Source organism: Belnapia sp. AC561, assembly GCF_979252845.1.
On the sequence record NZ_CEEDBP010000043.1, the window covers coordinates 1 to 11,894 of the forward strand.

The 11,894-nt window shown below is 65.3% G+C and carries 15 protein-coding genes and 1 pseudogene; 13 read left to right on the plus strand and 3 right to left on the minus strand.

The genetic code is table 11. The features are described from left to right. On the minus strand, window positions 1-243 hold a 243-nt coding region (locus AC0IW9_RS25605), incomplete at its 3' end, for a hypothetical protein (RefSeq protein ID WP_471651126.1). A gap of 14 nt (window positions 244-257) precedes the next feature. On the opposite strand from AC0IW9_RS25605, the gene AC0IW9_RS25610 reads away from it, so the two are divergent. Further along, window positions 258-881 (plus strand): sensor histidine kinase, encoded by a 624-nt coding sequence (locus AC0IW9_RS25610; RefSeq protein ID WP_471651127.1) that lies wholly within the window; start codon window positions 258-260, stop codon window positions 879-881. 37 nt (window positions 882-918) lie between these two features. On the opposite strand, the gene AC0IW9_RS25615 is transcribed toward AC0IW9_RS25610, so the two are convergent. Next, entirely contained in the window at window positions 919-2,847 is a 1,929-nt protein-coding gene (locus AC0IW9_RS25615; RefSeq protein ID WP_471651128.1) for a diguanylate cyclase, read from the minus strand. A gap of 181 nt (window positions 2,848-3,028) precedes the next feature. Between AC0IW9_RS25615 and AC0IW9_RS25620 the strand changes: the two genes are divergently transcribed. From AC0IW9_RS25620 to AC0IW9_RS25635, 4 genes are all read left to right on the plus strand, one after another. Next, window positions 3,029-3,172 (plus strand): hypothetical protein, encoded by a 144-nt coding sequence (locus AC0IW9_RS25620; RefSeq protein ID WP_471651129.1) that lies wholly within the window; start codon window positions 3,029-3,031, stop codon window positions 3,170-3,172. 424 nt (window positions 3,173-3,596) lie between these two features. Beyond that, a complete protein-coding gene (locus tag AC0IW9_RS25625; protein ID WP_471651130.1) occupies window positions 3,597-3,722 on the plus strand; it encodes a hypothetical protein in 126 nt (41 codons plus the stop codon). Window positions 3,723-3,791: 69 nt separating this feature from the next. Then, window positions 3,792-4,124, plus strand: coding sequence for a hypothetical protein (locus AC0IW9_RS25630; RefSeq protein ID WP_471651131.1), 333 nt, complete (start codon window positions 3,792-3,794; stop codon window positions 4,122-4,124). After that, the gene (locus AC0IW9_RS25635; protein WP_471651132.1) at window positions 4,054-4,533 is read left to right on the plus strand and encodes a DUF2161 family putative PD-(D/E)XK-type phosphodiesterase; all 480 of its coding nucleotides are present in this window, start codon (window positions 4,054-4,056) and stop codon (window positions 4,531-4,533) included. Before AC0IW9_RS25630 ends, AC0IW9_RS25635 begins: the two co-directional genes overlap by 71 nt. Window positions 4,534-4,677: 144 nt before the next feature. Here AC0IW9_RS25635 and AC0IW9_RS25640 read toward each other — a convergent pair whose 3' ends face one another. Beyond that, window positions 4,678-5,583 carry a LysR substrate-binding domain-containing protein gene (locus AC0IW9_RS25640; protein WP_471651133.1) on the minus strand — a complete coding sequence of 302 codons (906 nt, stop codon included), beginning with the start codon at window positions 5,581-5,583 and terminating at the stop codon, window positions 4,678-4,680. A gap of 113 nt (window positions 5,584-5,696) precedes the next feature. Here AC0IW9_RS25640 and AC0IW9_RS25645 point away from each other — a divergent pair, with 113 nt between their 5' ends. The 8 genes and pseudogenes from AC0IW9_RS25645 to AC0IW9_RS25680 all read left to right on the plus strand — a co-directional run. Continuing rightward, entirely contained in the window at window positions 5,697-6,449 is a 753-nt protein-coding gene (locus AC0IW9_RS25645) for an SDR family NAD(P)-dependent oxidoreductase (protein WP_471651134.1), read from the plus strand. Window positions 6,450-6,803: 354 nt separating this feature from the next. Continuing rightward, on the plus strand, window positions 6,804-7,214 hold the full coding sequence (locus tag AC0IW9_RS25650) for a DUF305 domain-containing protein (RefSeq protein WP_471651135.1): 411 nt from the start codon (window positions 6,804-6,806) through the stop codon (window positions 7,212-7,214). Between the two features lie 10 nt (window positions 7,215-7,224). After that, window positions 7,225-8,685 (plus strand): YncE family protein, encoded by a 1,461-nt coding sequence (locus tag AC0IW9_RS25655; protein ID WP_471651136.1) that lies wholly within the window; start codon window positions 7,225-7,227, stop codon window positions 8,683-8,685. Window positions 8,686-8,742: 57 nt separating this feature from the next. After that, window positions 8,743-9,270 (plus strand): RNA polymerase sigma factor, encoded by a 528-nt coding sequence (locus tag AC0IW9_RS25660; RefSeq protein ID WP_471651137.1) that lies wholly within the window; start codon window positions 8,743-8,745, stop codon window positions 9,268-9,270. After that, window positions 9,267-10,052, plus strand: coding sequence for an anti-sigma factor family protein (locus AC0IW9_RS25665; RefSeq protein WP_471651138.1), 786 nt, complete (start codon window positions 9,267-9,269; stop codon window positions 10,050-10,052). Before AC0IW9_RS25660 ends, AC0IW9_RS25665 begins: the two co-directional genes overlap by 4 nt. Window positions 10,053-10,283: 231 nt before the next feature. Next, window positions 10,284-10,436 (plus strand): hypothetical protein, encoded by a 153-nt coding sequence (locus AC0IW9_RS25670; protein WP_471651139.1) that lies wholly within the window; start codon window positions 10,284-10,286, stop codon window positions 10,434-10,436. Between the two features lie 171 nt (window positions 10,437-10,607). Next, complete coding sequence (locus AC0IW9_RS25675; protein WP_471651140.1) at window positions 10,608-11,639, plus strand: YeiH family protein; 1,032 nt, start codon at window positions 10,608-10,610, stop codon at window positions 11,637-11,639. Beyond that, window positions 11,636-11,755, plus strand: a pseudogene (locus AC0IW9_RS25680) (LysR family transcriptional regulator); the annotation flags it as partial. The gene AC0IW9_RS25675 and the pseudogene AC0IW9_RS25680, both read left to right, overlap by 4 nt. Window positions 11,756-11,894 lie beyond the last annotated feature (139 nt).

The following is an 11,894-nucleotide window of genomic DNA, read 5'->3' on the forward strand; positions in this document are numbered from 1 at the left end:
TTCTTCCTCCACCCGCCCCCGGAAGCCAATCACAACCGATTCAGATAACTCGATCTGTTCCCGGATGGACACTAAGGCGCACCGCCTGAACACGCCCGAAACGGTGGCGATGTTAGAGATGTTCGCGCAAATCATCGGCGACCACCTGAGCGCCCTCGACCGGATGCACTCGGTCAAAGCCACCTGCTCGATGAGCGGGCCACGGCGTCGCTCCGTGAACAGTTCATCGCCGTGCTCGGTCATGATTTGCGCAACCATTGGCTGCCATCAGTGGCGGCGTGCGGCTGCTCGCAAAACAGCCACTCGACGATAATGCCAAGTCGCTCGTTCTCATGGTGCAGGGCAGCGTCGGCCGCATGGCGGGTCTCATCAATGACGTGATGGATTTTGCCAGGAGCCGCCTCGGTGGCGGCTTGAACATCGACCGCCGTGACAATGCCCCTGTTGAGGAGGCTTTGGCGCAGGTGGCGGACGAGCTACGGATAAGCATGCCCCACCGGCAAATCGAGACGGAGTTTGCCCTGACCCAACCGGTGAACTGCGACAGTCGTCGGATAGCGCAACGGGCCTCAAATCTGCTGTCAAATGCCTTGGTCCACACCGCACCGGACCAGCCTGTGCGTATGATGGCCACGACCAGTGGCATTTGGTTTGAGGTCACCGTCAGCAACGCGGGTGAGCCAATTCCCCTGTCGATACGGGACAGCATATTCCGACCCTTCGCCCGCGGCGCCCACCGTCCCAACCAGGAGGGCTTGGGCCTTGGTCGCTACATCGTCCACCAGATCGCTGAAGCGCATGGTGGCAAGATGAAGATAACTTCCTTCCGGGAAGAAACCCGCTTCAACTTCCGCATGCCGCTCCGCCTGCCGCCGCCCTAGCGCCTCTGGTTTCAGCCCGGCGCTCTGGTGTGACGGATTATCCAGTGGCCCTCGCTGAGTCTGCCGACGTGACTGGGCTGATTATCTGGAAGGAAATGCTGTCGTGCGCGATGCGGTTACGACCTCCGCGCTTGGCCTGATAGAGACATTGGTCAGCCATATGGATGAGGGCAACAGGACCGGTCCTTTCCTCGCCAGGGACCGGCCAGAGCGTGGCCCCGCCGACGCTGACAGTGATGACTCCACCTGGCATGCCACTGGCCTCATTGGGCAAGCAGAGGGCTTCAACTTCGGCCCGCACTCGCTCAGCCACAGCGGAGGCCCCGTCGGCATCAGTCTCCGGCAATAGGACAGCGAACTCCTCACCGCCGTAGCGGGCAGAGAAGTCGCTGGCACGGCGAACAGTGCTGCCGATGATGGTGCCCACCTGGCGCAGGCACTCGTCGCCCTTTTGGTGACCCTGACTGTCGTTCAGCGCTTTGAACTTGTCGATGTCCACCAGCAGCAGGGAGAGCGGCAGTTCGGCTCGGGCGCATCGCCGCCATTCCCGCTCCAGGGTCTCATCCAGGCTGCGGCGGTTGGCGATGCCGGTCAGCCCGTCGAGGGTCGCCAGACGAGCCAGCTCGTTCTCGACCTTCTTGCGTTCGGTCACGTCGCGGGAGACGGTGACCATGCCATCGGGTTGTCCCGTTGTCGGGTCATGGACCACGTGCAGGGCCGACTCCACCCAGATCCATGAGCCATCGGCCCGCCGCACCCGGTAGGTGATGGTGGCATCCTCGGTTGCCGTCCCGGCTGGTGGTTGGGTGGCCTGCCGGACCGCTTCGATATCGTTGGGGTGGATGTCCTCCTGGGACCGGCTGCCGACCAGCTGTTCCGGCGCCTTGCCAAGCAGGCGATGGGAAGCGGGCGAGACGTAGCGGCGCACTCCGTCTGGACTTATGCGACAGACCATGTCGCTGCAGTTCTCGGCCAGAAGGCGGAAGCTGGCTTCGCTTTCCTGGGTGGCGGCCTCGGCTTCCTGGCGTTTGCGCAACTCCCGGAGCAGGCGCCAAGCGGCCAGCATCAGTGTGGCGACGATGACCAAAGCACCCGAGCCAACCAGGGTAGCATGCCGCCACCACCCAGCTTCGATATCTTGCACTGAGAGAGAGACGGCAACGCGGAGCGGGGTGGAACCGACCTTGGTGAAACTGTGTAGTCGACTAACCTCGTCGATATTGGAGTTGGCGACGAACTGACCGGTCTCCAGAACCAGAGCTCGACGGTACGTCTCCGAACCGCTCACATCGCTACCGATATAAGCGTCCAGGTACGGCACCCGCATGACGACGGCGCCATCGGTATGGAACAGGGTGATGGTGCCGTGGGGGCCAATATCCATTTTGGCGAACTGCTGGTGAATGGCAGTCAATCGTATGGTGCCGACCGCAACGCCGCTAAAGCTGCCATCCGCTGCATTTATCCGGCGGCTCAGGGCAATGGTCTGCTCACCGCTGAAACGACTACGGAATGGCTCGCTGACATAGAGGCCGCGGGTGGCGTTGCTAAGGTGCTCGCTGAAGTATTGGCGCTCAGCCAGGCTGGCGGGCAGCTCACGGCCCGACTGGGCAAAGGCCACCGGCGCGCCGTTGGCATCAAGCAGCATCAGGGAACCAAGGCTCTTGGCCGTCGCCGCGCGGTCGAACAGAATCATGTCGCGGTATTCGGCGCTGAGGTTCATGACCCCAGGAACTTGGCTATTATCGGCGACCCCGCGGATGGACAGGTCGAGGCTCTCGACAGTGCGCTGCAAGTCGTCGGAGATGGCCTGGGCAAGGTTGCGAGCTGACTGGCTGGCACGGTTCCAGTTGTCGCTACGAGCCTCCACCAAGGTCGCGCCGACCAGGCCGCAGAAGCCTGCTGATATGGCAAGGGTGAAGGGTATCACCTGCCAACCTCTGACTTTACTACCCGAGGTCTTCATACACATGCCTTCAGCGGAGCACCGAATGGCAGTGTAAAGAGAACGTTGCCAAAAAACCAACTTATGCGCGAACAGCAATCTTCATTACGCGCATTGGAAGAAGAAGTGGCATTTATGTCTGCCTAAAAATTGTGTTTATATATCATTTTTTATAAATTCGGCATAGTATTTCATAGCAAGTATGGACGGGCCGTTTTTGACCCGGAAGGATGCCAAATCCACCCTCATCAGCTTCCTCGAAGCTTTCTACAACCGGACCCGCCTGCATTCGGCCATTGGCTACAAAACACCAGCCGACATGGAACAACTCGCCGCGGCCGCGTAGGCCGTAACCCGTGTCTACTCAAACTGGGGAAAGGTCAGGCTGGAACAAGACCACCGGGGCGTCAAAGGTCGGACAAGGTGTATGCGCGGCTTCGAGAACTTCACATTAGCGGAGCGCTTCTGTCGAAGCTATGACGAGCTCCGCAAACTGCTTCGCCCCTGCACCCGCCACAACCAATACGCCTCTGCTCGCCGTCGTCGTCTGCTTCACCTTCGCCGTGCCAGTCGTGTGCTCGCCATTCTCGCCGCGGCATAGGCTGACTCGGCCTTCACCTCACGTCGTCAGGTTGACGTGAGTTTTGATAGAACCAGCCGGAACGCTTCACCCTCAATCCGCTCCACCAAATGCCGGGACTAAACATTTAGTCGCGGCCAGCGACCTCGTCCTGCTCAAGGCAAGGCTGCTCTGCCCGGAGAGCCCCGCCGTGGCCGCGGCCGCCGCGGCCGAGGCAACCCGGCGGCTGGGCCAGCTGACCGAGCTGGCGCGCATGCGCGCCGCCGCCGACTGGCTCAGCGCCCGGCCGCAGCTCGGCCTGCGGGTCGTTGCCTAGGGGCAGGTGGAGCGGCAGGCTAGGCCCGAAGCGGAGCTTTACGTCGCCTTCCTTGAGGCAACGCTCGCCATGCTCGAAGGCAAGGAGGGACAGCCGGCCCATGCCCCCGCCTACCAGCCGGCGCCGCTCGAGCTTTGGCGCGTGCCGGAAGCCATCGAGCACATCACCCGGCAGCTCGATCGACAGCCTGACGGACTGCCGCTTGCTGATTGCCTGCCGCCGATCCCGGTCGACGCGGCACGGCGTCGGCTGCGGCTGCGGGCGGCGCTGGCCAGCACCCTGGTCGCCAGCCTCGAGCTCGCCCGCGACGCCACCCTCGACATGGACCAGGATGAGGACTTTGGGACCATCACACTCCGGGCACGGACAGATCACAGGATCGGCGAGGAGAGCGCCGCATGAACATCGTCAAGGCGACTGGCCGCAGGCTCGTCAGGCCGTCGAGGTCCTGGCCGAGCCGGCACCCTACCGTCCCTGGCCGAATGCCAAGCGTCGCAGCCAGCTGGTGCTGGAACACCGGCGCCGGCAGGGTAACCCAGCTCAGGGCGACTCAACGCGTAGGCCCATTCTCACTGCTTACCGGCAACGGGCTCTGGCCTGCGCCACCGCCATGGCCGCAGGGCCGGTCAGCACCAAAGCCTTGCACTCGATCGCACCCGACGCCACTACCCTGATGCTGCGCAACGTCTACGGCTGGTTCGAACGGGAAAGCCGTGACGTCTATCGCCTGACCGAAGTCGGAATAGCGGCACTCCGCATGGCTTTTGCGTACGGATCGAACAGTGCGATTTCTTTGCAAGCTGGCGACTGAACTGGCCTCGGCGTTTGAATGGAGTTGCCACCTGCCGCCGACCCAGGATTTAACGGCACAAGCGATGGCCGCTGATTCGGCCAAAGCGATCATCCCGACCACTTCGCGCTCCAAATTGCGTTTAAACCACTCGATGGGGGCTGATCAGCTCCGGCTGACTGCGATCGCGGGCGGAAAATCTTGCACCAAGTGGTCGATCAGCGCACGCACTGCTGGAGGCAGACCGCGCCGCGTTGTGAACACGAGGTGGACAATCCCGATCTGAGCGTGCCAAGCGGGCAGCACACGAACCAAGCGTCCGGCATCCAGTGCCGGACGACAAACACGGTCCGGCAATAGCGCAACGCCCAGCCCGGCCAAGGCGGCTGCCATGAGCTGATCCATGTCCGTGCAGCCGAGGCGCGGCTCGACACGGACGGTCTGTTTCCGCCCGTCGCCCGTCTCCAGATCCCAGTCCACCACGTCATGTTCTTCATTTGTCGACAGCGTCGGCAGGGTCGCAAGCTGCTCGACCGAGCCAATGCCGCTTGCGAGTTGCGGGCTGGCAACGAGTATCCGGATTGATTGACCCAGCGACCGAACCGTGAGCTCCGCATCGGTGGTCAGGGCCGCTCGCACCCGCAGCGCCAGATCGATCTTCTCGTCGATGAGATCGATACCTCGGTCTGTGGCGATGAGTTGCAGCTGCACCTTAGGGTAGCGTGCGAGAAACGACGTGATCAGGTCGGACACTGGCGCAACCATGCCAGTGGGGCAACTGAACCGGATGCGACCGTGCGGTTCGGCCCGCGCTTGCATCACCAGGGCTTCGGCCTGATCGGCCTCAGCCAGCATCGCCCGACACCGCTCGTAAAACGCCTGACCGGTTTCGGTCACTCGAAAACGTCGGCTGGATCGCTCGATCAGACGTAGCCCGAGCCGGTCCTCAAGGCCGGCAACGCGGCGGCTGAGCTTCGACTTCGGCTCCCGCAGCGCGCGGCCCGCTGCGGCAAAGCCCCCATGGCTGACCACCTCTGCGTAATAGGCCAAATCGTTCAGGTCGGTGCGCATCAGCGTTCCTTTCGTAGAACGCTAGGTGCCGAAGGTGCCGCCTACACGCAACCCCGTGACGGCGGCATCTGTGGGTCAGCGGTGCTTCACCGCCAAGTCACAGGAGACATACAATGACGGATCGGTTCAAAAACAAGGTCGTCGTCGTCACCGGTGGGACCAGCGGCATCGGGCTTGCCGCTGCCAAGGCGTTCGTCGCGGAGGGTGCTGCGGTGTTCATCACCGGGCGGCGCCAGGAGGTGCTGGACGCCGCAGTGAAGCAGATTAGCAGCCGGGTTACGGGCGTGCGCGCCGATATGTCCAAACTCGCCGACATCGACCGGGTCTATGACGCCGTCCAGCAGCAGCATTCCCAGATCGACGTCCTCTTTGCCAATGCCGGTGGCGGCGACATGCTCCCGCTCGGCGCAATCACCGAGGAGCACTATCAACGGACGTTCGATACGAATGTGAAGGGCACGATTTTCACCGTACAAAAGGCGCTGCCGCTTCTCAAAGACGGTGCGTCGATCGTTCTCACCAGCTCCAATGCCGGATCGTCGGGAACCCCCGCGTTTAGTGTCTACGGCGCGAGCAAGGCCGCCGTGCGCAACTTGGCGCGGAGCTGGATCCTCGACCTCAAGGAGCGTGGCATCCGCGTGAACGTGGTCAGCCCAGGGCCGACCGAGACGACCGGGCTGACCGATGTGTTCGGGGGGGGCGATCAGGCACAGGGCATCAAGGGATTTCTTGCCACCCAAATCCCGGCTGGCCGGGTCGGCCAGCCGGAAGAGATCGCCAAGGCTGTGCTGTTCCTGGCGTCCGACGACGCGAGCTTTATCAACGGGGCGGAATTGTTCGTCGACGGTGGACTGACCCAAATCTGATCGATGGTGCCGACTGCCCCTCCAGGCGTTCGGCCCCGCTACCAAAGCGGACAGACCAGCGGGTCATCATGCAGCGCGCGCTCAAATCAGGCTCTCGCTAGTAAAGCGTCGGATCTCCGCTGAGCGTTGTCACAACCGCAGTTCACGCCAGTCGTTCACCGTGGTCCGCCTGCCGAAACGGGATTGGCATAAGTTTCGATTTAGAAGCTGGGTGCTTTCCGCAACCAAACGCTGCCCACAATTTTGGGTAAAACAGTTTATCTGCACAGGAGTGGGAATAACCGTGGCCTGTCGGTGTCCTCCTCATCAGAACCAGCAGCAGGGGATCGAGCCGCAATGGAGAGTTGGACTTTCATGCGCTGGATCGGCGCAGGCTTTGCGGTGATAGCCGCGCTCGCGGGTACTCCCGCCCTGGCGCATGAGGGGCATCATCACCCCACGCCGGCAGCGGCTCCCGCGAGCGAGAGCCCCTTCCTCGCCGAGAACGAGGCCGCCATGGCGAAGATGATGGAGGGCATGGCCGTCCCTCCCATGGGCGATATCGACCGCGATTTCGTTGCGATGATGACACCACACCACCAGGGCGCCATGGACATGGCCGTGATCTATCTCCGCCACGGTGGGAACGAGCAGCTGCGGCGCCTGGCTCAGGAGATCGTCGTCACCCAGCAGCAGGAGATCGCGGCTATGCAACTCGCCCTCGGCTTGGCACCGCCGCCTTCGGCCCCGGCTCCCACCCAAGCCACTTCCCTCTCCACGCGATAGGACAGATCCCGTGAAACATCGTCTTCTGGCCACCGTCTGCCTTGGCGGCAGCCTTCTCTCGGCCGGCGCCTGGGCCGGGCAGGCCCCCGGTTCCGCTGCGGCGACCGATCGCCCCTTGTCGAACCAGGACCGCGTCTATGCGGCGGAGCAGTTCTCCAACACCGTCTCCGTCACCGATCCTGCCAGCAACACACTGCTCGGCGTCATCCGGCTCGGGGATCCGCAGCCGGGCAACCTCAGTCCGCTCTATCATGGCCAGGTGCTCGTGCACGGCATGGGCTTCTCGCCCGACCACCGCACGCTCGCCGTGGTCTCGATCGGCAGCAATTCCGTCACCTTCATCGACACCAAGACGAATGCGGTGAAGCACACCACCTATGTCGGCCGCGCTCCGCACGAGGCCTTCTTCACGCCGGACGGTTCCGAGGTCTGGGTCACCGTGCGCGGGGAAGACTATGTCTCCGTGCTCGACGTGAACACCTATGAGGAGAAGACCCGCATCCGCGTGCTGGCCGGCCCGGGCATGACGATCTTCTCGCCCGATGGGGCATACGGCTATGTCTGCTCCTCTTTCAACCCTGAGACGGTGGTGATCGCCACCGGCAGCCACGAGATCGTCGGGCGGGTCAAGCAGGAGAGCCCGTTCTGCCCGAACATCGCAGCGACGCCGGACGGCACCCAGGTCTGGATGACGCTGAAGGATGTCGGCCGGACCATGGTGTTCAATGCCCGCCCACCGTTCAACATCCTCCACACGATGGAGACGGGCCCGATCACCAACCATGTGAACTTCGCCAGTACGGCGCGTGGCAGCTTCGCCTACGTCACCGTGGGCGGGTTGAACGAGGTGAAGGTGCTGCGAACGGACGACTTCTCCCCTGTTGCCACCATTCCGGTCGGCAAGCTCCCGCACGGGCTTTGGCCGTCCGGCGACGGCAGTCGGATATATGTAGGGCTGGAGAATGCCGACGCGCTCGCGGTGATCGACACCGCGACGAACACGGTCATCGCCAACGTCCCGATCGGGCAAGCGCCGCAGGCGCTGGCCTATGTGCCGGATGCGGTGCCGGAGGGCGACGGCCGTGCCAACCTCCAGCCGCTAGGTCTGGCCGGCCAGACCGTACATCTGAGCCTGAGCGCACCCGCCCATCCCGGCATGCCGACGAGCGTCTCGCTCTTCGACCAGGGGCTGACCCAGGTGCTGCAGGCCGCCGTCACCGGCCTCGAGCCGGGCAAGCCCTATACCCTGGCTTTGTCGGACCATGCTGACGGGCACGGCACGCTGCAGCCGCTGGCCGCCTTCATGACCAATCCCGCCGGCTCGGCCATCGTGAACACGGTGGGCCCGATCCGGCAGGTGCTGGGGAACGGGGCGGCGGCGCGCGGGGCGCAGCCGGCACGGCGCTACCTCGTCATCGCCCCCGGCGGTGTGAATGGGCTGAGTGCCCCCGTGCAGGTACAGCAGCACTGATGCGGCGGGCCCGCCCCTGTGCCGGGCGGGCCCTTCTCACGATCGGGGCCTTTCCAGATGAACGACATAGCGCAGCTCATCGAGCCGCTGATCCCCGCCCTGCGCCGTTATGCCCGTGCCCTCCTGCGCGACCGCAGCGCCGCCGACGATCTCGTGCAGGACGGGCTGGAACGGGCCATCGGCCGGTGGCACCAGCGCCGGGCCGACGGCAACGCGCGCAGCTGGCTCTTCGCCATCGTACACAACCTGGCCCTCAACCGGGTCCGCCAATCCAGTCGGCGCGGCTTGCATCTGCCGCCGGACGACGCCGACGCCGTCGGCTCCGTCCCTCCGGCCCAGGAGCATGGTTTGCAGCACCGCGACCTGCTGCGTGCCTTGGAGAGCCTGCCAGAGGAGCAGCGCATCGTGCTCCTGCTCGTATCCGTTGAGGATCTCTCCTATGTCGAGGTGGCCGAGGTGTTGAAGATCCCCATCGGCACGGTGATGTCGAGGCTGTCCCGCGGGCGGGAAAGGCTGCGGCAGGCCATGGAGGGCGTAGCCAAGGCCGAACCGGCTGTCGCCTCTCATCTCAGGAGGGTCAAATGAGCACGCGCCCGGTCACCGAGGAGGATTTGCACGGGCTGGTGGACCTCGCGCTCGATGCGTCGCGCCAAGTGGAGGTGGAGGCCTATCTCGCCCTGCATCCCGAGGTGGCGGCACGCGTCGCGGGCTATCGCAGCCAAAGGGCTGCCCTGCGCGAGGCATTGGCACCCGTCGCGCAGGAGCCCCTGCCGCCCGAGCTGGGGATCGGGCGGCTGATCGCGGCGCGCCACCGCCCCGCCCTGGCTGGTTGGCGCGTGGCGGCGGTCGCCCTGCTGGTGCTCGGCCTTGGGGGAGCCGGCGGCTGGGGCCTGCACGGGCTGACGACGTCGGAAGCCCAGGAACGCACTTGGGGCATCGCGGCCTTGTCGCAGCAGGCAACGGACAGCTACGCGACCTACGTCGCCGATCGCCAGCGCCCGGTGGAGTTGCGCGCGGACAGCCGGGCCGAGCTCGTCGCCTGGGCATCGGACCGGCTCGGCCGTCCGGTCGCGCCGCCCGACCTATCGGCCTCCGGTTACCGGTTGATGGGTGGGCGGGTGGTCCCGACGCCGCAGGGCCCGGCCGCGATGTTCATGTTCGACGACGATCGTGGCACGCGCCTGGTGCTGCTCACGCGCGGAATGGCCATGGATCGGGACACGCCGATGGCGCATCGCGCACAAGGTCCGGTCGGGGCCCTCACCTGGGCTTCGGAGGGGAATGGCTACAGCCTGGTCGGTGCCCTTCCGGCGGCGGCGCTGCACTCGCTGGCCGACGCGGTCAGGCGCCAGATGGGGCGGGTCTGAGCGGCCCAGGCCGGGCGATCTCGCCAGCGCCGACTGGGCCCGGCGCGGGATCATCGATCGCGCCCGCGGCTCGATCGGCGCCGACCGGGCCGCGGCGCCATCATGCTCCGCGGCTGCTTGGGCAAGTGCTGCAAGGTCCGGCACATGCGACCTCAAGCCGACGCAGCTTGGCCGGGCGGCGGCCGAAGATTGTTCCGAACGGCCCGCTGCACCTGATGAGATGCCGGTCAGGTGACGGCGCTGCTCAAGAATCCCACATCCGTCACCGACGCCATCGCCGCTGGCATCCGGGGAGGACGTCAGGACGGTTATCACATGCCTTCACCACATCAGATGGGCTTGGCAGCCCAAATCGATCGCATTTTTCGATTGATTCCAGCGTAGTTCTGCGTCGGTAAGATGGGTCGGCGCAGGCCAGGTTGCGGCCATCAGACCGAAGGCCGCACCATGGCAGACCTCGCCGTTCCACACCGTTCCGTCCCAAACCTTCCTGTGCCGCCCACGGCATCTGCCAGGCCGTCGCTGCCCCATACGCTGGCCGGCAGCGCCACGGGCTTGCTGCCCGGCCTGCTTCTGTGCGCCGCCGTCACCCTGGCCGCCATGGCCCTGCAGGCGGCCGAGGAGGTGGTGTTCGGCCGGGCCTGGCTGGAGGCGCTGGTGCTGGCGATCCTGATCGGCACTGCGGTCCGCACCGCCTGGACGCCCGGCGCACGCTGGCATGCGGGCGTCACCTTCGCGGCCAAGACGCTACTCGAGGTCGCTGTCGTGCTGCTTGGCGCCTCGCTGAGCCTGGGGACGATCATGGCGGCGGGGCCGGGCCTTCTGGTGGGGATCGCAGGCGTCGTGGCAGTCGCCATCCTGCTCAGCTACGGCATCGGCCGTGCGCTGCGGCTGCCGCGGCGCATGGCGATGCTGGTGGCTTGCGGCAACTCGATCTGCGGCAACTCGGCCATCGCCGCCGTGGCGCCGGTGATCGGTGCGGACAGCGAGGACATCGCCTCCTCCATCGCCTTCACCGCCGTGCTGGGCGTCATCGTCGTGCTGGCGCTGCTGGTGCCGCTGCTGCACATGACGGGGCTGCAATACGGGGTGTTGGCCGGGCTGACCGTCTATGCCGTGCCGCAGGTGCTGGCGGCCACGGCGCCAATCGGGGTCGTCGCGGTCCAGATCGGCACCCTGGTCAAGCTGGTGCGGGTGCTGATGCTTGCGCCGGTGGTGCTGTGCATGTCGCTGGTCACAAGCCGCCTGCGGAAGGAGGTGGACGAGCCGCAGCCGCATCTGACCGCCGGCGACCGGCCGAAGCCCGGCCACATCGCCGCCCACCAGCTGGTGCCGTGGTTCATCCTGGGCTTCCTGGGCATGGCCGGCATGCGCTCGGCCGGGCTGATCCCGGCGGCGGCGCTGGGACCGGTCAGCATCGTCGCCACCGTGCTGACGATGCTGTCCATGGCGGCACTCGGGCTGCGCGTGGACGTGCGGGTGGTAGCGCGTGCCGGGATGCGCGTCGTGGTGGCGGTCACGGCGTCGCTGCTGGCGCTGGGCATCGTCAGCCTGGGGCTGATCCGGATACTGGGCATCGCGGGATGACGCTGGAGCAACTCCGCGTCTTTGTGGCCGTCGCCGAGCGGCGGCACGTCATGCAGGCGGCCCGTGCGCTCAACCTCGCTCAGTCCGCCGCCAGTGCCGCTATCGCCGCGCTGGAGGGCTAGCACTCCACTCGGTTGTTCAGGAACGGCTCCAGCCAGATGCCCAGATCCTGCGCGTCACGGGCAATACCCGCCTCCCGGAAGCCAAACCCTGCAAACCAGTTCACGGATAACGCACGACACCACAAAAAAAGTG

Bases quoted from the DNA above. Each gene is read 5' to 3' on its own strand.
- AC0IW9_RS25615 (WP_471651128.1), bottom strand. From the start codon at position 2,847: ATGAAGACCTCGGGTAGTAAAGTCAGAGGTTGGCAGGTGATACCCTTC.
- AC0IW9_RS25650 (WP_471651135.1), top strand. From the start codon at position 6,804: ATGCGCTGGATCGGCGCAGGCTTTGCGGTGATAGCCGCGCTCGCGGGT.
- AC0IW9_RS25640 (WP_471651133.1), bottom strand. From the start codon at position 5,583: ATGCGCACCGACCTGAACGATTTGGCCTATTACGCAGAGGTGGTCAGC.
- AC0IW9_RS25620 (WP_471651129.1), top strand. From the start codon at position 3,029: ATGGACGGGCCGTTTTTGACCCGGAAGGATGCCAAATCCACCCTCATC.
- AC0IW9_RS25645 (WP_471651134.1), top strand. From the start codon at position 5,697: ATGACGGATCGGTTCAAAAACAAGGTCGTCGTCGTCACCGGTGGGACC.
- AC0IW9_RS25630 (WP_471651131.1), top strand. From the start codon at position 3,792: ATGCTCGAAGGCAAGGAGGGACAGCCGGCCCATGCCCCCGCCTACCAG.
- AC0IW9_RS25635 (WP_471651132.1), top strand. From the start codon at position 4,054: ATGAGGACTTTGGGACCATCACACTCCGGGCACGGACAGATCACAGGA.
- AC0IW9_RS25660 (WP_471651137.1), top strand. From the start codon at position 8,743: ATGAACGACATAGCGCAGCTCATCGAGCCGCTGATCCCCGCCCTGCGC.
- AC0IW9_RS25665 (WP_471651138.1), top strand. From the start codon at position 9,267: ATGAGCACGCGCCCGGTCACCGAGGAGGATTTGCACGGGCTGGTGGAC.